The sequence below is a fragment of the Achromobacter insolitus genome (assembly GCF_002209555.1).
GTDB lineage: Bacteria > Pseudomonadota > Gammaproteobacteria > Burkholderiales > Burkholderiaceae_B > Achromobacter > Achromobacter insolitus.
This window is the reverse complement of the sequence record NZ_NJIF01000005.1, coordinates 157,990-179,712: the sequence shown is the minus strand read 5'-3', so window position 1 is coordinate 179,712 and position 21,723 is coordinate 157,990. Positions and strand designations below refer to the sequence as shown.

Sequence of the window (21,723 nt, the reverse complement as noted above, 5' to 3'; positions counted from 1 at the left end):
TTTGAGTAAGCGCATGCGCTAGGCCTTTAACCGGCTTGGCGCATCTTTACCTGAGATACGAAACAAATATGCCTGAAAAAAAGGGATCGGCAGACGCAAAAGTGCTGCATTGCTCGTTTTGCAATAAAAGCCAGCATGAAGTCCGCAAGCTGATCGCGGGTCCGTCGGTATTCATCTGCGATGAATGCATAGATCTGTGCAACGACATCATCCGCGAGGAGGCGCAAGCCACGGCCCGCGCGGCGATTCGTTCCGAACTGCCCACTCCGGCTGAAATCAAGACTTTCCTGGACCAGTACGTCATTGGGCAGAACTCGCCCAAGCGCATGCTGGCCGTGGCCGTCTACAACCATTACAAGCGCATCCGCCACGGCGAGATCAAGGGCGACGAAGTCGAACTGTCCAAGAGCAACATCATGCTGATCGGCCCCACGGGGTCGGGCAAGACGCTCCTGGCCCAGACGCTGGCACGCATGCTGAACGTGCCCTTTGTCATGGCCGATGCGACCACGCTGACCGAAGCCGGTTACGTGGGTGAAGACGTCGAAAACATCATTCAGAAGTTGCTGCAGAACTGCAACTACGAAGTGGAAAAGGCGCAGCGCGCCATTATCTACATCGATGAAATCGACAAGATCTCCCGCAAGTCCGACAATCCGTCCATCACCCGCGACGTGTCGGGCGAGGGCGTGCAGCAGGCCTTGCTGAAATTGATCGAAGGCACGGTCGCTTCGGTGCCCCCGCAGGGCGGCCGCAAGCACCCCAACCAGGACTTCGTCCAGGTCGACACGACCAACATCCTGTTCATCGTGGGCGGCGCTTTCGATGGTTTGGAGAAGGTCATCCGCGACCGTACCGAGAAATCGGGCATCGGCTTTTCGGCCTCGGTGCGCGCCAAATCGGAACGCGGCGTGGGCGAGCTGTTCTCCGAGGTCGAACCCGAAGACCTGATCAAGTTCGGCCTGATTCCCGAACTGGTCGGCCGTCTGCCGGTGGTCGCCACCCTGGATGAGCTGGACGAAGCGGCCCTGGTGCAGATCCTGACCGAGCCCAAGAACGCCTTGCTCAAGCAGTTCCAGAAGCTGTTTGCCATGGAAGGCGCCGAGCTTGACGTCCGGCCTGCGGCCCTGAAGGCGATCGCTCGCAAGGCGCTCCGCCGCAAGACCGGCGCGCGCGGCTTGCGTTCCATCATCGAGGCGGCCCTGCTTGACACGATGTATGACCTGCCTTCCCAGGGCAACGTCAAACGTGTGGTGCTGGATGAAGGCGCCATCGAAGGCGAGGGCAAGCCATTGCTCATCTACGCCGACGAGGACGCGGCTTCAGACAAGCCGGAACGCGGTGAAGTCCGCGACGCAGCAGCCTGATATTTCAAAAAAGCCCGTTCCTGTAACGGGTTTTTTTGCCTAAGGCGCATTCCCGGGTACAAACACGCTTTTCCTGCAGGCGCGACGCTTGCATACTGAGGGTGCTGCCCGCGGTTTTTTTCAGCCTTTGGGTTATCCAGGCGCCGAGATCTTGAATTTTCGGCTATTGTTCCCATAACAGACGTAACTGACGCGGATTGACCGGGTATACCCGGACTTCCCGTCCCCAATACGCCGAGTCATACCGAGGAACCTCCTATGTCTGCCAGCCAGACCCTGCCTTCCGACCCGATCGACCTGCCCCTGCTCCCACTGCGCGACGTAGTGGTGTTCCCGCACATGGTCATCCCGCTGTTCGTCGGCCGTCCGCGCTCTATCCGCGCGCTCGAGGTTGCGATGGAAGCGGGCAAGAGCATCATGCTGGTGGCCCAGAAATCCGCCGGCAAGGATGATCCCACCCCCGAAGACGTCTACGAGATCGGCTGCGTTGCCGGCATCCTGCAGATGCTCAAGCTGCCCGACGGCACCGTCAAGGTGCTGGTCGAAGGCACCCAGCGCGCCCGCATCAACAGCATCGAAGACGCCGATTCGCACTTCACCTGCCAGGTGACGCCTATCGAACCGGACGCCATGCAAGGCTCCGAGACCGAAGCCCTGCGCCGCGCCATCGTGGCCCAGTTCGAGCAATACGTAAAACTGAACAAGAAGATCCCCCCGGAGATCCTGACCTCGCTGGCTGGCATCGATGATGCCGGGCGCCTGGCCGACACGATCGCCGCGCATCTTCCTCTCAAGCTCGAGCAGAAGCAAAAAATGCTCGAGATCGTTGGCACCTCCGAACGCCTCGAAGGCCTGCTCACGCAACTCGAAACCGAAATCGACATCCTCCAGGTCGAGAAGCGGATTCGCGGCCGCGTGAAGAAGCAGATGGAAAAGAGCCAGCGCGACTACTACCTGAATGAGCAGGTCAAGGCCATTCAGAAGGAGTTGGGCGAAGGCGAAGAGGGCGCGGACATCGAAGAGCTCGAAAAGAAGATCATCGCTGCCCACATGCCCAAAGAGGCGCGCAAGAAGGCCGATGCAGAGCTCAAGAAGCTCAAGCTCATGTCGCCCATGTCGGCCGAAGCCACCGTGGTGCGCAACTACATCGATACGCTCATCAACCTCCCCTGGAGGAAGAAGAGCAAGATCAACAATTCCATCAGCAACGCGGAAACGGTGCTGGACAACGATCACTACGGCCTGGAAAAGGTCAAGGAACGGATCCTGGAATATCTTGCCGTGCAACAGCGCGTGGACAAGGTGAAGGCGCCGATCCTGTGCCTGGTCGGCCCTCCTGGCGTGGGCAAGACCTCGCTCGGCCAATCCATTGCCAAGGCGACGAACCGCAAGTTCGTGCGCATGGCGTTGGGCGGCGTGCGCGACGAAGCCGAGATCCGTGGCCATCGCCGTACGTATATCGGTTCGATGCCGGGCAAGATCGTCCAGAACATGTCGAAGGTCGGCGTGCGCAATCCCCTGTTCCTGCTCGATGAAATCGACAAGCTGGGCATGGATTTCCGTGGCGATCCCTCGTCGGCGCTGCTCGAGGTACTGGATCCGGAACAGAACCACACGTTCCAGGACCACTACATCGAAGTCGACTTCGACCTGTCCGATGTCATGTTCGTTGCCACCAGCAACACGCTGAACATTCCTCCGGCGCTGCTCGATCGCATGGAAGTGATCCGCCTGTCCGGCTACACCGAGGAAGAAAAGATCCACATCGCCCGCGACCATCTGCTGCCCAAGCTGATGAAGAACAACGGCGTGAAGGATAGCGAGCTTACGGTCGACGACAGCGCGCTGCGCGACATCGTGCGCTACTACACCCGCGAAGCCGGTGTGCGTGCGCTCGAGCGCGAAGTGGGCAAGATCTGCCGCAAGGTCATCAAGCAATTGCTGACCCAGAATGATCGCGCCAAGGCTGAAGGCAAGGCCGTCGAGGTCAAGCCGGTCAACGTGACGGGCGACAACCTGAGCGATTATCTGGGCGTGCGCCGTTACGCCTTCGGCATGGCCGAAAAGGAGAACCAGATCGGTCAAGTGACGGGTCTGGCCTGGACGGAAGTCGGCGGCGATCTGTTGACGATCGAAGTGGCGGACATGCCGGGCAAGGGCGTTATCCAACGCACCGGTTCGCTGGGCGACGTGATGAAGGAGTCGGTCGAGGCTGCTCGTACGGTAGTGCGTTCCCGCGCCCGCCGCCTGGGCTTTGCCGACAGCGTCTTCGAGAAGCACGACATGCACGTGCACGTGCCGGAAGGCGCGACGCCCAAGGACGGTCCGTCCGCGGGTATCGCGATCACCACGGCCATGGTGTCGGCGTTGTCACGCATCCCGGTGCGCGCCGATGTCGCCATGACCGGCGAGATCACGCTGCGTGGCGAAGTCCTGCCTATCGGTGGCCTGAAGGAAAAGCTGCTCGCGGCCCATCGTGGCGGTATCAAGACGGTCTTGATTCCGGAAGAAAACGTCAAGGATTTGGCGGAGATCCCGGACAACGTCAAGAATCACCTTGAGATCGTGCCGGTACGCTGGATCGATAAGGTGTTGGAACTGGCCCTGGAGCGCCTGCCGGAGCCGCTGGCCGAGGAAGAAGCGGTCAAGGAACCCCTGGTGGCCAAGCCCGCTGAACCCGGCTCGACCGACCCGGTGCTCAAGCACTGATACGCCCCGGGGACGCCCGCCCTTAAGGGCGGGCGTTTCTCCGGTTCAGGTCTCGAACAAAAAACCCGCCAATTGCTTGGCGGGTTTTTTTTGCGGCGCGTATTGTCGGCCGCGGGAATGCGCGCGCGTTTTTAGTGGAGCGCGTGCGTGCGAATAAGACCCACGGCGATGCCTTCTAGCGCGAAATCCTGGCCAGCTTCCACGACGATGGGCTCGAAGTCGGGGTTTTCCGGCAAGAGTTCGATATGGCCGTTCTGCCGTTGCAGCCGCTTGACCGTGACGTCGTCACCCAGGCGGGCCACCACAATCTGGCCGTTGCGGGCTTCCGAGGCTTTCTTCACGGCGAGCAGGTCGCCTTCCAGGATGCCGGCATCACGCATGCTCATGCCGCGCACCTTGAGCAGGTAGTCGGGCGCCTGGGCGAACAGATTGGGGTCGACGCCGACCTCGCGTTCGACGTGTTCGGCAGCGAGAATGGGGCTGCCCGCAGCCACGCGGCCGACCAGCGGCAGCAGCAGCTGAGCCAGCCCCGGCATGGGCAGCGAGCTTTGTGTGGGGGCAGGGGAGTTGTCCTTCAGGCGGATGCCGCGGGAGGCGCCGGCCGTCAGTTCAATGGCGCCCTTGCGGGCCAATGCCTTGAGGTGATCTTCGGCCGCGTTGGGGGAACGGAAACCCAGGGCCAGGGCGATCTCGGCGCGGGTTGGCGGAAAGCCGGTGCGCGCGACCGTCTGCCTGATGAGATCCAGGATTTGTTGTTGGCGATCGGTGAGTTTGCTGGCCATGGCGATGATCCGGTGCTAACGGACTGTACATATATACAGCGCCATTCTGGGGGACGCAGCGCAAAAAAGCAAGCCCGGTCCGGCCGTTTCAAACTCCCATGACGGCAGGCCGGCCGGACTGACGCGTTGCATTGCGCGCGGCCTGCTGTGTCGTTCGCGCGCGGCCGCGGGAAAGTTGCCTTTCCGCACCCCGCCGCGCGGCGCCGGCCGCTACGGCGTGTGTTACTCCGGCTTGATGCCGGCCGCCTCGATGACGCCGCGCCATTTCCCAGTCTCGGATTCGATATACCCCAGCAGTTCCTCCGGCCGGGTGGCTTTGATCGTGATGGCCTTGTCTTCCAGCTTGCGGACGATGTCGGGTTTGGCCAGCACCTTCAGCAAGGCGGAACTCAACACCGACAGTCGGTCGGCCGGAATGCCGGCCGGGCCCATGACGCTGACCCAGGCGTCCACGCTCATGTTCTTCACGCCCAATTCCTCGGCGGTGGGCACTTGGGGTAGTTCCTTGATGCGCGTCGTGCTGGTGATGGCCAGCGCCCGCACTTTGCCCGACTGCACCAGGCTCAGGGCCGCGGGCAGGTTGTCGAATCCGAGGTCGACGTGCCCACCCATGAGGGCGGTCAATGCCGGGCCGCTGCCTGAGAAAGGAATGTGCTGAATCTTCGCGTCCGTCAGGATCTTGAAGTATTCCCCGGTCATATGGGGCGATGTACCGGCTCCGGGGCTGGCGTAGGAGAGCGGCCGCAGCTTTGCATCGGCGACCAGCGTACGCAGGTCTTGGTACTTCGAATCGGCTTTGACCAGCACCAGATTGGTGTAGAAGCCAACCTCGCCGATCATGGTGAAATCCTTGATGGGATCGAAATTCAGCTCCTTGCGCAGCAGCGGATTGATCACGTTGGTGGCTACGGTACCCAGGAAAATCGTGTAGCCGTCGGGTTTGGCGTGCGCGACCGACGAGGCGCCGATCGTGCCGCCCGCTCCCGCCTTGTTTTCGACGACCACGCTTTGTCCCAGTTCGCGCGACAGCCCTTCGGCCAGCACCCGCGCGACGATATCGGTGGAGCCTCCCGGCGGAAACCCGACCACGAAGCGTATAGGCTGGTCCGGAAACGCCGCGGCGGCGGAGCCGCACAGCGCAGAGGCCAACACGCAGGTCGTGGCGGCAATCCAGGTCTTGAATGTCATGATCGATGTTCCTCCTGCCGGTTCGCGTCGCGCAAGTCGTCAATAATTCGTCGCTTGTCGATTTTGCCCAGCGTGTTTTTTGGAAAAGACTGCACGATGTGGATGATTTTGGGCGTCCGCACGGAGCCCAATTGCTGTTTGCCGTAGTCGATCAGCGCCTCAACGCTGATCGAGCCTGGCCGAACCGGTACGACTGCCATTTCGACCCGCTCCCCCCAGTAGTCGTCGGCGACGCCGAACACCACGCTTTCTGCAACGCCTGGGTGTTGCGCATAGGCGTTCTCGACGTCAGAGGGATACACATTGAAGCCGCCGCTGATGATGATGTCTTTGGAGCGGCCCTTGATGAACAGGAAGCCGCGTTCGTCGAGGTAACCGAGGTCTCCAGTGTGGAACCAGCCATCTTTCAGGACGGCCGCGGTCTGTTCGGGCATGTTCAGGTAACCCGACATCAGCAAGTCGCCGCTGGCGATGATTTCGCCCAAGGTATGCGGGTTGGCGGTCGGGCGGCCGTCGGCGCCCACGACGGCCACCCGCGTCAGAGGTCCGATGCGGCCCGCGCTGCCGTGATTCTCGGCTTGGGAGCCAGTGACGCCGTCCATGGCCGCGATGATGACGGGTGCCTCCGTCAGGCCGTAGGTAACGCCGAGTACCGGGCCAAACGCTGCGATTGCCTGCGACAGCAGCGAGGTGGGGCAGGGCGCGCCGCCATACAGAAGGTTGCGCAGCGCCGCCAGAGGGCGTGGCGTGGCGCGCTGTGCTTGCACCAGCCGCTGGAGCAGGGTGGGAGGCACCCAAGTGGAAGTTACCTCATGCGCGTCCATCCAGGCATGCAGTTGCTCCGCGGTGGCCTTGCCGGCTATCACCAGGCAGCCCCCTGCATGCAGTACCGGCAGCACGAACGTGCCCGCGCCATGCGTCATCGGCGGCGCCAGCAGAAAGCGTTCTTCGCTGTCGAAGCCATACACCATGACCAACGACGCCACCATGGCGTTGATGCAGCGCAGCGACTGCAATACGGCCTTGGGTGCGCCGGATGATCCTCCCGTGAATTTGATGGCGGCGGTATCGCCCAGATCCGGGTTGGGGCGCGATGGTTTCTGGCCTGCGTATTCACGCAATAGCGCGTCGATATGGAGGTCATGGCCTTCGTCGTGACAGATGCGCAGGCCACGGTATGAAACCAGCAGCTCCTCGTATGCCGCGTCGTGCAGCACGATGTCGGGCGCGGCCGTAGCCAGCTGACGCGCGATGTCCTGTTCGACTACGGTCGGCGTCAGTGGCACCAGCACGCCGGCACAGGCGTAGGTGGCCAGTATGCCGAGCAACATTGCGTGCGAATTGCCGGCCAGTGTGGCGACCACCGGGCGAGGTTTGCCCGACAGGAATTGCAGCGCCGCCGCCAGCGCCAGTGCCTGGCCGCGCAGCTCCTCGTAGGTATGGGTGTGGCCGGTAGCGGCATCAAGGGTAGCCGTGCGATCCGGGTGCCGCATGGCTGCATGCAGGAAAAAATCAATGGGCTGCATGCTAGGCCCTGTTGCTGAGCACGGTGACCACGGCCGCGGCATCTTCGTAATGCAGGAAGCCGCCTCCGTTTTCGGCCACCGCGGTACGCGCATCCTGCACCTGGCGCGCTCCGGCCTCGTGGCGCAGTTGCGTAACCAGCTCATGGATCTGCACCAATCCCGTCGCCGCGATCGGGTGTCCCTTGGACACCAGGCCGCCGGATACATTGACGGGCGTGATCCCGCCAAGACTGGTTGCTCCGCTTTCGGTATAGGGGCCGCCTTGGCCGCGTTCGCAAAGGCCCAGGTTTTCGATCTGCAGCAGTTCGGCGAAACTGGAAGCATCATGCACTTCGGCCACGTCGATATCCCGCGGAGTGATCCCGGCCATCGTATAGGCGCGCTGGGCAGCCAAGCGCACACAGTGCTTGTCCATATCGGTGACGTCGCGTATTACCGTGCTGGCCGCGCCGATGCCCGTGATTCTGATGGCCCGTTGCCTGCGCGCGCTGGACAAGGCGCGACCGCTGGACAGCACGATGGCCGCGGCGCCGTCGGAAATGGGCGCGCACATGGCGCGCGTCAGCGGCCAGGCGATGTCGGGGCTGGCAAGCACTTCGTCCACCGACATGTCTTTCTGGTATTGCGCCAGTGGATTCATGGTCGAGTGCGCGTGGTTCTTGGCCGCCGCGCTGGCGATCTGCCGCTGCGTGGTCCCATACGCGCGCATGTGCTGGCGCGCCATGGCCGCGTAGATGTCCATGAAAAAACTCTGCGTATTCCAGGCGCCAGGAGAATTCAGCCGCCGTCGGATGTCGGGGTCGGTCTCCTGCTGACAAAAGAAATCCCAGGTCTGGCGCAGCAGATGTATGTCGGTGCCGCCGAAGAACGCGTTCATCATTTCGGTCTTCTTGTCCGGATAGAACATCTTCTCCGCGCCGACCACGAGTACGGTGTCGAACATGCCGGACTCGATCGCCATGCAGGCGTTGAACAACCCGGAGCTGCTGCTGGCGCAGGCATTTTCGACGTTGAAGACGGGGATGCCGTTCACCCCCATTGCATTCAGCGCGCATTGGCCGCGGATCGAATTCTGCTTTTCCATTTGGCCCTGGCGCACGTTGGAGAACCATGCGGCCTGCATGTCTTCCAGTTCATGTCCGCTGTCGGACAGCGCGCCATTGACGGCTTGTTCAGTCAATTGCTTGACCGAGAGATCCGGGTGGCGGCCGAGCGGAGTGTGGGCAATGCCGGTGATGTAGACGTTCATGATAGGTGTAGGCAGCTGGTCGATGAGTGGCTCTATTCTGCGTGGCGGGCTCTGCCGTATTAACCCCTGCTTACCCGTGAAAAAGGGGATAAAGTTCCGACATATGAAACTTTTCCGCTTGGGACGGACGCGGATGACATGACCCAATCCTCCAGCATCCAGAAAGCGCTGCGAGTGCTCAAAACTGTGCAGTGCCATCACGAAGAAGGCCTGCGGCTTACTGACGTATGTCGAGAGCAGGGATTGGAAAAGCCGACAGCGCTGCGCCTGTTGCGTGAGTTATCGGCGCAGGGGCTGGTGGTGCGCAACGTGCGCAGCAAGAAGTACCACCTTGGCGACTATTGCCGGAAACTCGGAGAATCGCTGGCCACGCAATCGTCGCTGTCCGTGCGTTATGGGCCTTTGCTGCGCCGTATCTCCGACCGCACCGAAGACGCCAGTTTCCTGGTGATCCTGCAAGACCTGGATACCCTCTGCATAGGCCGGGAAGTGGGGACCTACCCCATCCAGGCCCTGGCCATTCCGGTCGGCAACCGGCAACCCATCGGCGTGGGCGCGGGGGGACTGGCCATGCTGGCGAGCTTCGACGAAGACGTCACCGAGCAGTACCTCAAACTCAACAGGGCTCGCTTTCTCAAGTACAAATCGCTCACACTGGAGCAACTGCGCGTGCGCATTGCCCGCGCGCGCAAGCGCGGCTACGCCGTCATAGGCAGTCATGCGGTCAGCAAGGTTACCGGCGTGGGCGTCACGCTGATGAGCAAAGAGGGCGATGTGCTGGGTGGCATCAGCGTCGCGGCACTGGACAATCGCATGACGCAAAAGCGCCAGGAAGCCGTGGCCCAGATGATCCGCGAAGAGATGAACCGATTCCTGGACAGGTAGACCTGCAGCGGACCTAGGGGCGGCGCAAAAAGAAAACGGGACCCGAAGGTCCCGTTGCTGGCGGCAGGCCCGGAGAGAGCCTGTGCGCGGCTGCAGGCGTTACAGCACCGCTGCGATACCCGCGGCCACCTTGTCGATGTTGCCGCTGTTCAGCGCGGCGACGCAGATGCGGCCGCTGGACACGGCGTAGACGCCGTGTTCTTCGCGCAGGCGATCCACTTGCGCGGAAGTCAGGCCCGAGTACGAGAACATGCCGCGCTGCTGCAGCACGAAGCTGAAGTCCTGCTTGCCGCCGTGTTCCTTGATCTTTTCGACCAGTTGCTTGCGCATCAGGCGGATGCGGTCGCGCATGCCGGCGAGTTCTTCTTCCCACATGGCGAAGAGTTCAGGCGTGTTCAGGACCGTCGACACCACCGTGCCGCCGTGGGTGGGCGGGTTGGAGTAGTTGGTACGGATGACGCGCTTGAGCTGGCTCAGCACGCGGGTGGCTTCGTCCTTGCTGCCGGCCACGACCGTCAGCGCGCCCACGCGCTCGCCGTACAGCGAGAACGACTTCGAGAACGAAGAGCTGATGAACATGGTCAGGTCCAGATCGGCGAACATGCGCACGACCGCGGCGTCTTCGGTCAGGCCATCGCCGAAGCCTTGGTAAGCGATGTCCAGGAACGGAACCAGGTTGTTTTCCTTGACGACGGCGGCGATCTGTTTCCACTGGTCGACGGTGGGATCCACGCCGGTCGGATTGTGGCAGCAGGCATGCAAGACGACGACGGTCTTGGCGGGCGCGGCCTTGAGGTCGGCCAGCATGGCGTCGAAGTTCAGGCCGCGGGTGGCGGCGTCGTAGTACGAATAGGTGCCGACTTCGAAACCGGCGCGCTCGAACAGGGCGCGGTGGTTTTCCCAGCTGGGATCGCTGATCAGGACCTTGGACGCGGGCAGCAGTTGGCGCAGGAAGTCGGCGCCGATCTTCAGCGCGCCGGTTCCACCCAGGGCCTGGGTGGTCAGCACGCGGCCGGCGGCGGCCAGCGCGGAATCCTTGCCCAGCAGCAGGGCTTGGGCGCCGGCGTTGTAGCCGGCGATGCCTTCGATCGGCAGGTAACCGCGGGCGGCGGCAGCCTCGATGCGGGCGGCTTCTGCCTTGCGAACCGCGCCCAGCAGGGGGATGCGACCCTGATCGTCGTAGTACACGCCCACGCCCAGATTGACTTTACCGGGACGCGTATCAGCGTTGTATTGTTCGTTCAGGCCAAGAATGGGATCGCGCGGTGCGAGTTCGACGGAATCGAAAAGGGTGCTCATGGGAGTCTGGTGAGGTGGGTGGACGCAGTACGGGCTGCTGTGGATAATGAGGGGTTTACCCTGGAAGAGTCTAGCATGCCTAAGAGCGCAATAGACCCGATTACGGCGGGGGCCGAGGCGAACCCGACGGCCAATCCCGCGGCAGCTTCGGCCGTGGCGGATCCGTCCGCGCCAGGCCCCGGATTCATCGATTTCCCGGGCAGCCCATTTCATCTGTATCAACCGTATCCCCCGGCAGGGGACCAGCCCGCCGCCATCGAGGGGTTGACGCAGGGGGTCGAGGACGGCCTCATGTTCCAGACCTTGCTGGGCGTGACGGGCTCAGGCAAGACCTACACCATGGCCAATGTCATCGCCCGCATGGGGCGCCCGGCTTTGGTGCTTGCCCCCAACAAGACGCTGGCTGCCCAGCTCTACGCCGAAATGCGGGAATTCTTCCCGAAAAACGCCGTCGAGTACTTTGTTTCGTACTACGACTACTACCAGCCCGAGGCTTACGTCCCCACGCGCGACCTGTTCATCGAGAAGGATTCGTCCATCAATGAACACATCGAGCAGATGCGGCTGTCGGCAACCAAAAGCCTGTTGGAGCGCCGCGACACCATTATTGTGGGGACAGTATCCTGCATCTACGGTATCGGTAATCCGGGTGACTACCATGCCATGGTGCTGATCCTGCGCGCGGGGGACCAGATTTCGCGCCGCGAGATCCTGGCCCGCCTGGTCGCCATGCAGTACACCCGCAATGATGCCGAGTTCACCCGGGGCGTATTCCGGGTGCGAGGCGAGACCATCGATATCTTCCCCGCGGAAAGCCCGGAACTGGCGCTGCGCCTGACGCTGTTCGACGATGAAATCGAAAGCCTGGAGCTGTTCGATCCCCTGACCGGCCGCATTCGCCAGAAGCTGCCGCGCTTCACGGTCTACCCGGGTTCGCACTACGTCACGCCGCGCGACACCGTGCTGCGCGCCATCGAAACCATCAAGGAAGAGCTGCGCGAGCGCGTCAAGCGCTTCGTCGACGACGGCCACCTGGTAGAGGCCCAGCGCTTGGAGCAGCGCACGCGCTTCGACCTGGAAATGCTGCAGGAGCTGGGTTTCTGCAAAGGCATCGAAAACTACTCCCGCCACCTGTCGGGCGCGGCGCCCGGCGAACCGCCGCCCACCCTGATCGACTACCTGCCGTCCGATGCGCTCATGTTCATCGACGAAAGCCACGTCACCATCGGGCAACTTGGCGGCATGTACAGGGGCGACCGCGCGCGCAAGGAAACGCTGGTGCAATATGGTTTCCGCCTGCCGTCTGCGCTGGATAACCGGCCTCTGAAACTAGAGGAATTCGAAGCCCGGATGCGGCAGTGCGTATTCGTATCGGCCACGCCGGCCGCCTACGAGAAGGAGCACGCCGATAACGTGGTGGAGCAGGTCGTGCGGCCGACCGGCCTGGTGGATCCCCTGGTCGAGGTTTTGCCTGCCCGCACCCAGGTCGACGATCTGCTTGGACAGATCAAGGCGCGCGTGGCGCAAGCGGAGCGTGTGCTGGTCACCACCTTGACCAAGCGCATGGCGGAGGACCTGACGGACTTTCTCAGCGAGCACGGTGTGCGCGTGCGTTATCTGCACTCGGACATCGACACCGTGGAACGCGTGGAAATCATCCGGGACTTGCGCCTGGGCACGTTCGACGTGCTGGTGGGCATCAACTTGCTGCGCGAGGGTCTGGACATTCCCGAAGTCTCGCTGGTCGCCATCCTGGACGCTGACAAGGAAGGCTTCCTGCGGTCGGAGCGCAGCCTGATCCAGACGATCGGGCGGGCGGCGCGCAACCTGAATGGCCACGCCATCCTGTATGCGGATCGTATTACCGATTCGATGCAGCGCGCCATGGAAGAGACCGAGCGGCGACGCGCCAAGCAATTGAAATTCAACGCCGATCATGGAATCACCGCCCGGGGCGTACAGAAGGCCGTGCGCGAATTGATCGACGGCGTTGTTGCTCCCACGCAGCACGACGCGCTCGAGGCCGCGGTTCCGGCGGAATTCCTGAAAGACGAAAAGGCCTTGGCCCGCGAGATCAAGCGCCTGGAAAAGCTGATGATGGATCACGCCCGGAACCTGGAGTTCGAGCAGGCCGCCGCAGCCCGCGACGCCTTGACTGCCTTGAAGCAGCGCGTGTTGCTGGATGGTGCGGTATAGGGCTGGGTGAGTGGGCAGGTCGGTGTATCAAAGTGCTTCAGTTTGCTTACTGCATCCTGAATTGATGGAAAATCTGCTGCGTTGCAATCAAGCTGCCGCGATCTGCCGGAATATCCGGGTCCAATCTTCAAGGTTTGGATCCGGATTGCCCTCTAATTGATTGATTTATATGCATAAATAATGGGGCCGCATTTGCCGGATCGCAATCCCGCAGACGCAAAAAAAGCTTGCCTTATCTCGGGTTTTCCCGCACACTTACTTCCATGATGACCAAGGTACTTTTCGTTTGCATGGGCAATATCTGTCGCTCGCCGAGCGCAGAGGGCGTGTTTCGCCATTTGGTGAACGACGCGGGTTTGAGCGATGTGGTTCGCATCGACTCCGCGGGCACGCACGCGTTTCACATCGGCGAGGCGCCTGATGCCCGGGCGCAGGCCGCAGCGCGCAAGCGCGGCTACGAGATCACGCACTGCGAAGCGCGTCAGGTGACCGCGGAGGATTTCCGCGACTTCGACCTGATCCTCGCCATGGACTGGGACAATCTGTCCGCCATGCAGCAGCAGTGCCCCAAGGCCTACCAGCACAAGCTGATGCTGCTGATGCGCTTTGCCAATGAGTTCGAAGAGGCCACCGTGCCCGATCCGTACTATGGCGGCGCCGATGGTTTCGGCAAGGTGCTGGACTACCTGGAAGACGCCTGTCAGGGTGTGCTTGAGCTGGTGCGCAAGCGCGCTACCCAGTACCAGGCGGCGTGATCCGCTTTTGCCGAAGAGCCGCCCCGGCGGTTCTCGGAGGTGCTTGGCAGACAGAACCGCGCGAATGCGCGGTTTTTTCTAGCCGGGAGCCATACCAAATTAGTCGGGAATAGGCTATACTTGAGCCAATTACTCGGGTATTGACCGCTGGATTCGCCTGCGGCCATTGCCGAATCACAGGGAACCTACCATGCGGCTAACTACCAAGGGGCGTTTCGCCGTGACTGCCATGATCGATCTGGCTATGCGGCAGCATAGCGGTCCGGTCACTCTTGCGGCCATCAGCCAGCGTCAGAATATTTCGCTGTCCTATCTGGAACAGCTGTTCGGAAAATTGCGCCGCCACGAACTCGTGGACAGTGTGCGCGGTCCGGGCGGCGGCTATTCGCTCGCGCGTCTGGCCCGTAACGTGACCGTTGCCGACATCATCTTCGCCGTCGACGAACCGCTGGACGCCACCAGTTGCGGCGGCAAGCGGGACTGTACGAGCGGCAACGACGGCAAGCCGGGCAAGTGCATGACGCACGAACTCTGGGCTACGTTGAATCGCAAGATGGTGGATTACCTGGATTCGGTGTCCCTGCAAGATCTGGTCGATCAGCAGCGCGTGCGCCAATTGCAGGAAGCCAACAATCAAGCGCAGGCTTGCGCGGTACGCGTGAACCGGGTGGGGGGCGCTGCCAACGCCGCCAACGCCCCGGCCGCAACCGTCGCCGCCAACGCCACCGTATAAGCAGTATCAGGAGTTGTAGAAATGACCACCCGCCCGATCTATCTGGATTATTCCGCCACGACGCCCGTCGATCCCCGCGTCGTGGACAAAATGGTGCCTTGGCTGTACGAGAACTTCGGCAATCCCGCTTCCCGCAGCCACGCGTTTGGCTGGGAATCCGAAGAAGCCGTTGAGCGCGCTCGCGAAGAAGTCGCCAAGCTCGTGAATGCCGATCCGCGCGAAATCGTCTGGACCTCCGGCGCGACCGAATCCGACAACCTGGCGATCAAGGGTGCCGCCAACTTCTACGCCGAACGCGGCAAGCACATCATTACGGTCAAGACCGAGCACAAGGCGGTGCTGGACACCTGTCGTGAACTCGAGCGCCAGGGCTTTGAAGTGACCTACCTGGACGTCAAGGATGATGGCCTGATCGATCTGGACACCTTCAAGGCCGCGCTGCGCCCCGATACCGTGCTGGTGTCGGTGATGATGGTGAACAACGAAATCGGCGTGATCCAGGATGTGGAAACGCTGGGCGAGATCTGCCGCGAGAAGGGCATCATCTTCCACGTGGACGCCGCCCAGGCGACCGGCAAGGTGGAAATCGACCTGCAAAAACTGAAGGTCGACCTGATGTCGTTCTCCGCCCATAAGACCTACGGCCCCAAGGGTATCGGCGCGCTGTACGTGCGCCGCAAGCCGCGTATCCGCATTGAAGCCCAAATGCACGGCGGCGGCCATGAGCGTGGTTTCCGCTCGGGTACGCTGGCGACGCACCAGATCGTCGGCATGGGCGAAGCTTTCCGCCTGGCCCGCGAAGAAATGGGCACCGAAAACGAGCGCATCCGCATGTTGCGCGACCGCCTGTGGGCCGGCCTGTCGCAGATCGAAGAGGTCTACCTCAACGGCGACATGGACCAGCGCGTTCCGCACAACCTGAACGTCAGCTTCAACTATGTCGAAGGCGAATCCCTGATCATGGCGATCAAGGAGCTTGCCGTCTCCAGCGGTTCGGCCTGCACCTCGGCCAGCCTGGAACCGTCCTACGTGTTGCGCGCCCTGGGCCGCAACGACGAACTTGCGCACAGCTCGATCCGTTTCACGCTGGGCCGCTTCACGACCGAAAAGGAAGTGGACTTCGCCGTGGAACTCATCAAGAGCCGTGTCGGCAAGTTGCGCGACATGTCCCCGTTGTGGGAAATGGCCAAGGAAGGCATCGACTTGAACACCGTGCAGTGGGCTGCGCACTAAGCGCCCGCGCCTAGAAATTCGTGGAGAATTAACATGTCTTACAGCACTAAAGTCCTGGATCACTACGAAAACCCGCGCAACGTCGGTTCGTTCGACAAGTCGGATGAATCGGTCGGCACCGGCATGGTCGGCGCGCCCGCCTGTGGCGACGTCATGAAGCTGCAGATCAAGGTGAATGAAGCCGGCGTGATCGAAGACGCGCGCTTCAAGACCTATGGCTGCGGTTCGGCCATTGCGTCCAGCTCGCTCGTGACCGAATGGGTCAAAGGCAAGACCCTGGACGAAGCCATGAACATCCGCAACACCCAGATCGCCGAAGAGCTGGCGTTGCCGCCCGTGAAGGTCCACTGTTCCATCCTGGCCGAAGACGCGATCAAGGCCGCGGTGCAGAACTACAAAGAAAAGCACTCGGCCCCGGCCGAAGCTGTGGCGGGCTGAACATGTCCGTCACCCTGACCCAACAGGCTGCCACCCATATCGGCCGCTACTTGCAAAAGCGCGGAAAGGGTATCGGCTTGCGGCTCGGCGTTAGGACGACGGGCTGCTCAGGCATGGCCTACAAGCTCGAGTACGTGGACGACGCGGCAGCGGAAGACGTGGTGTTCGAAAGCTTCGGCGTGAAGGTCTTCATCGACCCGAAAAGCCTGGCCTACCTGGACGGCACCGAACTCGACTACGCTCGCGAAGGCCTGAACGAAGGCTTCAAGTTCCGCAACCCCAACGAAAAGGCGACCTGCGGCTGCGGCGAGTCGTTCACGGTGTAAGTCTTGGCTGGAGACGATCACTTCGGCTTGTTCGGCTTGCCGGCTCGGTTCGATCTGGACCCCCAGGCGCTTGAGTCCGCATGGCGCACCGTGGCTGCGCAAGTGCACCCCGACCGCTATGCCACGGCCAGTCCTGCGGAACGCCGCGTCGCCATGCAGTGGGCGGCGCGCGCCAACGAGGCCTACCGCCTGTTGCGCGATCCCTTGCTGCGTGCGCGCTACCTGTGCGAACAGGCCGGCGTGGACCTGCAGACCGAGAGCAACACGGCCATGGATCCCGAGTTCCTGATGCAGCAGATGACCTGGCGCGAAATGCTGGACGACGCGCGTGACGACGCCCAGGCACTGGCGGCCTTGCAAGCGGAATTGCAGCAGGCGCGCGAGACCATGCGCGCCACGCTGTCCCGCCTGCTGGACCAGGACCGCGATTACGCGACGGCCGGTCTCAAGGTGCGGGAATGGATGTTCGTGGAAAAGCTGGCGGAAGAACTGGCGCAAGCCCAGCCCGCCGCATAGCCCAGGGCGCGCCGGGGCGTCCGCGAGACGGGCGCCGGCGCTGCGCCGCCTACTGACGATAAAAACAGAATCATGGCCTTATTGCAGATATCCGAGCCTGGCGAATCGCCCGCTCCGCACCAGCGCAAGCTGGCGGTCGGGATCGACCTGGGCACTACCAATTCCCTGGTCGCGGCTGTGCGCAGCAGCGTGGCCGAAGTCCTGCCGGATGCGCAGGGTCACGCTCTGCTGCCTTCCGCCGTGCGCTATTTCCCGGGTGGCAAGGTCACTACGGGCCGCGAGCCGCTTGCACAGCAAGCGCAGGATCCGCTGAATACCGTCGTGTCCGTCAAGCGTTTCATGGGCCGCTCGTTGCAAGAGGCGCAAGCCACGCGGGCTCCCTACGAATTCGTGGACGCGCCCGGCATGGTGCGCATCCGCACCGTCCAGGGCGACCTGAGCCCGGTCGAGGTGTCGGCGCAGATCCTGGCGGTATTGCGCCAGCGCGCCGAAGACGTGCTGGGCGACGACCTGGTGGGAGCCGTCATCACGGTGCCCGCCTATTTTGACGACGCCCAGCGTCAGGCAACGCGCGACGCGGCTCGTCTGGCTGGGCTGAACGTGCTGCGCCTGTTGAACGAACCCACCGCGGCGGCCATTGCCTACGGCCTGGATCACGCATCCGAGGGCGTGTATGCGGTGTACGACCTGGGCGGTGGCACCTTCGATATCTCCATCCTGCGCCTGACCCAGGGCGTGTTTGAAGTCATTGCCACGGGCGGGGATACCGCGCTGGGCGGCGATGACTTCGACGCCTTGATCGCCGATCGCGCGGTCGCCGGGCTTGCCGCAGGCGAGTTCACGCCTGCCGACCGCCGCGGCCTGCTGATGGCGGCACGCGCGGCGCGCGAAACGTTGTCGGACGCGGATGAAGCCAGCCTGAAACTGAGCCTGTCCGACGGCCGGGTCGTGGATGCGACCCTGACCCGCGCGGACTTCGAAGAACTGGCCCAGCCCCTGATACTCCGCACGCTGGATTGCGCGCGCCGCGCCTTGCGCGATGCCTCGCTGACGCCGGCCGACGTGCGCGGCGTGGTGATGGTGGGCGGCGCCACGCGCATGCCCGTCGTGCGCGCTGCCGTGGGCAAGCTGTTCGGCACGCAGCCTCTTACCGATCTGGATCCTGATCAGGTGGTGGCGCTAGGCGCCGCCTTGCAGGCCAATCTGCTGGCGGGCAACCGCGCGCCGGGCGAGGACTGGCTGCTGCTGGACGTGATCCCGCTGTCGCTGGGGCTGGAAACCATGGGCGGACTGGTGGAGCGCATCATTCCGCGCAACAGCACCATCCCCGTGGCGCGCGCCCAGGAGTTCACGACCTTCAAGGACGGGCAGACGGCCATGAGCATCCACGTGGTGCAGGGCGAACGCGATCTGGTCGCGGATTCCCGCTCCCTGGCCCGGTTCGAGCTGCGCGGCATTCCGCCCATGGTGGCGGGCGCGGCGCGCATCCGCGTGACCTTCCAGGTGGATGCGGATGGTTTGCTGAGCGTGACCGCGCGCGAGCAGAGCAAGGGTGTCGAGGCCATGGTGTCGGTCAAGCCGTCCTACGGCCTGACGGATGACGAGATTGCGCAGATGCTGGCCGATAGCGTGGCTCAGGCCGACACCGATGCCCGCGCCCGGATGTTGCGCGAGCAGCAGGTGGATGCGCGCCAACTGGTCGAGTCGGTGCAGGCCGCGCTGGCCGTGGACGGCGATCTGCTGGATGCCGAGGAACGCAAGCGCGTGGACGAATGCCTGCAGGCCGCCATGGCAGCCCAGGACGCGCAGGACGTGGATACGGTGAAGGACGCGGTCCAGGCTCTGTCGGCCGCGACCGATGATTTTGCCGCGCGCCGGATGGATCGCAGCATCCGCGCCGCGCTGGCGGGCCGCAAACTTGATGAGATTGCCTGATAACACGCTATGCCGAAACTGACTGTATTGCCTCATCCCGAGTACTGCCCGGAAGGCGCCGTGATCGAAGACGCACCCAAAGGCGTGTCCATCTGCCGCGTGCTGCTGGACAACCATATCGATATCGAGCACGCCTGCGAGCTATCGTGTGCATGCACGACCTGTCACGTGGTGGTCAAGCAGGGCTATTCCTCACTTGAAGACGCCACCGACGACGAGGAAGACCTGTTGGACAAGGCCTGGGGCCTGACCCCGACTTCGCGCCTGTCCTGCCAGGCGCTGGTGACGGATGCCGACCTGACGGTCGAGATTCCCAAGTACACCATCAACCACGCCAAAGAGGGCCATTGATGAAGTGGACCGACACGTACGAGATCGCCGCTGCGTTGTACGACGCGCATCCTGACGAGGACCCCAAGACGCTGCGCTTCGTGCAACTGCGTGAATGGGTTCTGGCCTTGCCCGGTTTCAACGATGACCCCGCCCATTGCGGCGAGAAGATCCTGGAGGCCATACAGATGGCCTGGATCGAAGAAGCTGACTGACAGCTACATTGAAAACGCTCCCCTTGGGAGCGTTTCTGTTTTTTGGTGCAACTCTGACGTGAGCGAACCGTGGTCATGACCGTCACGGTATCATCAAGGATCTTTCTGTCGCTTCTACCTGCCTGAGTCTACCGATGCCCGCTGCCCAATTGCGCTTTGGCCTGGCCGCCAACCGGCTGCACCACGAAACTCCCGATGCCGCGCTGTTTACTTGGCTGCGCGCGTGTTCGTCCACGATACGCGAGCTGGGCGTGCAGTTGCATACTGTCGGCCGCACGCACGATGCGATCGTGCGCGAGGGCATGCTGCAGGGCTATGGCGGGCTTATCCGCTATCCGTATGGCCGCGAGGGCGGGCTGATGAAGCTCGTGGCGCGGGTGACCGAGGGGCGTGATGGGCAGGCACCGTTCGATGGTGCGATCTATCTGATCGACCCCGTCGACCCGTCGTCCATTTTTCCGGAAGCGCTGGCGCTCAAGCGCCAGTGCATCACGCATGGGCGTCCTTTCATCTCGACGCTGGCGGGCGCCATCGAATGGATGGAAGTCGAGCGCGTCCATGCCGGGCTGGCGCCGGATGCTTCGGTGTCGCGCCACTTCAATTTTGCCGGCCAGACCGTGGCCCTGATTGCCCACGATGCGCTCAAGGACGAAATGGTGGCGTTTGCCAGTGAACATTTCGATGTGTTGTCCCGCTTTGCGCGGCGCGTGGCCACGGGGACGACCGGCGGTCGCCTCAATGAACTGGCTTGGTCGCGCGGCTGGCCGAAGGATACGCCCTGGGTACATCGCTACCTGAGCGGGCCTTTGGGTGGCGACGCGCAGATCGCCGAGCTGGTGCTGGAGCATCAATGTCAGCGCGTGATCTTCTTTGAAGATCCGCACGTGGCCCGCCAGCACGAAGCCGACATCCAGCTGCTGGAACGCGCGGTGCGCGTGGTGACGGAATCGGCTACTTGCGCTACCTCGCCGACGGTGGCGCGGCGCTGGGCGCAGGCGGTGGAAAAACGCGTCATCTGACCGTGGTCCGTGCGGACCCGCCGCCAGGGCGGGAATCCGCAATGATGCGGCTGACGCGGTCGGCCACCGCCGAGGCCGCCATCGACAGCGGCAGGACATCCGACCTGCACAGGAATACGGGCCTGGCCAGGCGCGGCTTGGCGATGCGGTGCAGGACGACCTCTCCGCGCGCGGCCTCCTGGTGCACGGCAGCGTAAGACAGGATGGTGTGCGCGATGCCCGCCTGTGCCAGTTCGATCAATTGGGGAATGGCGTTGGCTTCGGCAATGACGCGGAACTCGGCGCCTTCTCGCTGCTGGTATTGGTCCAGCAGGCGGCGCAGGCTGTGTTGATTGCCAGGCAGGACCAGCGGTAAATCGGCCAGGGCCCGCAAATCCATGATCGGCAATGCGTGCAGCGCTGAGGAGGATGGTTTTTTTCCCCGTTTTTCAGAGGGCGGCGAGACGACCACCAGTTCTTCGTCGATCAGGTGCTGAAAACGCAGATCAACCGAAGCGTCATCGCTGAATGTCAGCCCCAGGTCTGCATGGCCCGAGCTGACGAAGCCCGGGATGTAACCGGTGCTGGACTCGATGATCTTCAGGTAGACGCCAGGCCAGTGCTCCAGGGAAAAGCGCAACAGCGGCACGGTTACGAGCTTGGCCATCGACATCGACATGGCGAGCGACACCGTGCCTCGGGGGGAGCTCAGGTCCTCGCGCACGTCCGCCCGGGCAGCATCGATGCGGCCCAGGATTTCGCGCGCGTGCGCCACCATGCGCGCGCCGGCAGCCGTCGGCGTGACGCCGCGGGCGCTGCGATGCAGCAGCACCACCCCCAGATCCTCTTCCAGGTTGCGTATCAGCAGGCTTAGCGCAGGCTGGGCAACGTGCAGCGCGGCTGCCGCACGGCTGATCGAACCTGTGGAAACGACGGCGACAAAGCACTGCATCGCGCGGATGGAGATCGACATGCAAGAGCCCTCGTGCAGGCGAAGCCATCATAAATTTATTATGGCCCGCATATTTAAACGGTATTTCTAA

20 protein-coding genes are annotated in these 21,723 nt (G+C 62.8%); 14 read left to right on the top strand and 6 right to left on the bottom strand.

Going from position 1 to position 21,723, the window contains the following annotated elements:
* The first annotated feature begins 68 nt into the window (after positions 1 to 68).
* On the top strand, positions 69 to 1,367 hold the full coding sequence (gene clpX, locus CEY08_RS18575; RefSeq protein WP_042794085.1) for an ATP-dependent Clp protease ATP-binding subunit ClpX: 1,299 nt from the start codon (positions 69 to 71) through the stop codon (positions 1,365 to 1,367).
* A gap of 258 nt (positions 1,368 to 1,625) precedes the next feature.
* Positions 1,626 to 4,076, top strand: coding sequence for an endopeptidase La (gene lon, locus CEY08_RS18570; RefSeq protein ID WP_042794084.1), 2,451 nt, complete (start codon positions 1,626 to 1,628; stop codon positions 4,074 to 4,076).
* A gap of 131 nt (positions 4,077 to 4,207) precedes the next feature.
* Here the strand turns inward: lon and lexA are convergent, their stop codons facing one another.
* The 4 genes from lexA to CEY08_RS18550 form a co-directional block, all read right to left on the bottom strand.
* Complete coding sequence (lexA, locus tag CEY08_RS18565) at positions 4,208 to 4,858, bottom strand: transcriptional repressor LexA (protein WP_042794083.1); 651 nt, start codon at positions 4,856 to 4,858, stop codon at positions 4,208 to 4,210.
* 222 nt (positions 4,859 to 5,080) lie between these two features.
* Complete coding sequence (locus tag CEY08_RS18560) at positions 5,081 to 6,046, bottom strand: Bug family tripartite tricarboxylate transporter substrate binding protein (RefSeq protein WP_076814272.1); 966 nt, start codon at positions 6,044 to 6,046, stop codon at positions 5,081 to 5,083.
* Entirely contained in the window at positions 6,043 to 7,572 is a 1,530-nt protein-coding gene (locus CEY08_RS18555) for a class I adenylate-forming enzyme family protein (RefSeq protein WP_170211497.1), read from the bottom strand. Before CEY08_RS18555 ends, CEY08_RS18560 begins: the two co-directional genes overlap by 4 nt.
* Before the next feature lies 1 nt (position 7,573).
* Positions 7,574 to 8,821, bottom strand: a complete 1,248-nt coding sequence (locus tag CEY08_RS18550) for a thiolase family protein (RefSeq protein ID WP_076814270.1) — start codon at positions 8,819 to 8,821, stop codon at positions 7,574 to 7,576.
* A gap of 138 nt (positions 8,822 to 8,959) precedes the next feature.
* Between CEY08_RS18550 and CEY08_RS18545 the strand changes: the two genes are divergently transcribed.
* Positions 8,960 to 9,706, top strand: a complete 747-nt coding sequence (locus CEY08_RS18545) for an IclR family transcriptional regulator (protein ID WP_076814268.1) — start codon at positions 8,960 to 8,962, stop codon at positions 9,704 to 9,706.
* 99 nt (positions 9,707 to 9,805) lie between these two features.
* Here the strand turns inward: CEY08_RS18545 and CEY08_RS18540 are convergent, their stop codons facing one another.
* Positions 9,806 to 11,005, bottom strand: coding sequence for an amino acid aminotransferase (locus CEY08_RS18540; RefSeq protein WP_042794078.1), 1,200 nt, complete (start codon positions 11,003 to 11,005; stop codon positions 9,806 to 9,808).
* Between the two features lie 75 nt (positions 11,006 to 11,080).
* Between CEY08_RS18540 and uvrB the strand changes: the two genes are divergently transcribed.
* The 11 genes from uvrB (at position 11,081) to CEY08_RS18485 (ending at position 20,701) form a co-directional block, all read left to right on the top strand.
* Positions 11,081 to 13,201, top strand: coding sequence for an excinuclease ABC subunit UvrB (gene uvrB, locus CEY08_RS18535; RefSeq protein WP_232033840.1), 2,121 nt, complete (start codon positions 11,081 to 11,083; stop codon positions 13,199 to 13,201).
* A gap of 263 nt (positions 13,202 to 13,464) precedes the next feature.
* On the top strand, positions 13,465 to 13,956 hold the full coding sequence (locus CEY08_RS18530) for a low molecular weight protein-tyrosine-phosphatase (protein ID WP_042794076.1): 492 nt from the start codon (positions 13,465 to 13,467) through the stop codon (positions 13,954 to 13,956).
* A 190-nt stretch (positions 13,957 to 14,146) separates the two neighbouring features.
* A complete protein-coding gene (gene iscR, locus CEY08_RS18525; protein WP_063642426.1) occupies positions 14,147 to 14,689 on the top strand; it encodes a Fe-S cluster assembly transcriptional regulator IscR in 543 nt (180 codons plus the stop codon).
* Between the two features lie 21 nt (positions 14,690 to 14,710).
* Positions 14,711 to 15,922 (top strand): IscS subfamily cysteine desulfurase, encoded by a 1,212-nt coding sequence (locus CEY08_RS18520; protein WP_042794075.1) that lies wholly within the window; start codon positions 14,711 to 14,713, stop codon positions 15,920 to 15,922.
* Positions 15,923 to 15,955: 33 nt separating this feature from the next.
* On the top strand, positions 15,956 to 16,360 hold the full coding sequence (iscU, locus tag CEY08_RS18515) for a Fe-S cluster assembly scaffold IscU (protein WP_042794074.1): 405 nt from the start codon (positions 15,956 to 15,958) through the stop codon (positions 16,358 to 16,360).
* A gap of 2 nt (positions 16,361 to 16,362) precedes the next feature.
* A complete protein-coding gene (iscA, locus tag CEY08_RS18510) occupies positions 16,363 to 16,686 on the top strand; it encodes an iron-sulfur cluster assembly protein IscA (RefSeq protein ID WP_042794073.1) in 324 nt (107 codons plus the stop codon).
* Positions 16,687 to 16,689: 3 nt separating this feature from the next.
* Positions 16,690 to 17,202: a Fe-S protein assembly co-chaperone HscB gene (gene hscB, locus CEY08_RS18505; RefSeq protein WP_042794072.1), complete on the top strand. Its 513-nt coding sequence runs from the start codon at positions 16,690 to 16,692 to the stop codon at positions 17,200 to 17,202.
* Between the two features lie 72 nt (positions 17,203 to 17,274).
* Positions 17,275 to 19,137, top strand: a complete 1,863-nt coding sequence (hscA, locus tag CEY08_RS18500) for a Fe-S protein assembly chaperone HscA (protein ID WP_042794071.1) — start codon at positions 17,275 to 17,277, stop codon at positions 19,135 to 19,137.
* A 9-nt stretch (positions 19,138 to 19,146) separates the two neighbouring features.
* Complete coding sequence (fdx, locus tag CEY08_RS18495; RefSeq protein WP_042794070.1) at positions 19,147 to 19,488, top strand: ISC system 2Fe-2S type ferredoxin; 342 nt, start codon at positions 19,147 to 19,149, stop codon at positions 19,486 to 19,488.
* Positions 19,488 to 19,682, top strand: coding sequence for a Fe-S cluster assembly protein IscX (gene iscX / locus CEY08_RS18490; RefSeq protein ID WP_042794069.1), 195 nt, complete (start codon positions 19,488 to 19,490; stop codon positions 19,680 to 19,682). Before fdx ends, iscX begins: the two co-directional genes overlap by 1 nt.
* A 134-nt stretch (positions 19,683 to 19,816) precedes the next feature.
* Positions 19,817 to 20,701, top strand: a complete 885-nt coding sequence (locus CEY08_RS18485) for a methylglyoxal synthase (RefSeq protein ID WP_042794068.1) — start codon at positions 19,817 to 19,819, stop codon at positions 20,699 to 20,701.
* On the opposite strand, the gene CEY08_RS18480 is transcribed toward CEY08_RS18485, so the two are convergent.
* The gene (locus CEY08_RS18480; RefSeq protein WP_076814262.1) at positions 20,694 to 21,653 is read right to left on the bottom strand and encodes a LysR family transcriptional regulator; all 960 of its coding nucleotides are present in this window, start codon (positions 21,651 to 21,653) and stop codon (positions 20,694 to 20,696) included. The genes CEY08_RS18485 and CEY08_RS18480 overlap by 8 nt on opposite strands.
* Between the last annotated feature and the right edge of the window lie 70 nt (positions 21,654 to 21,723).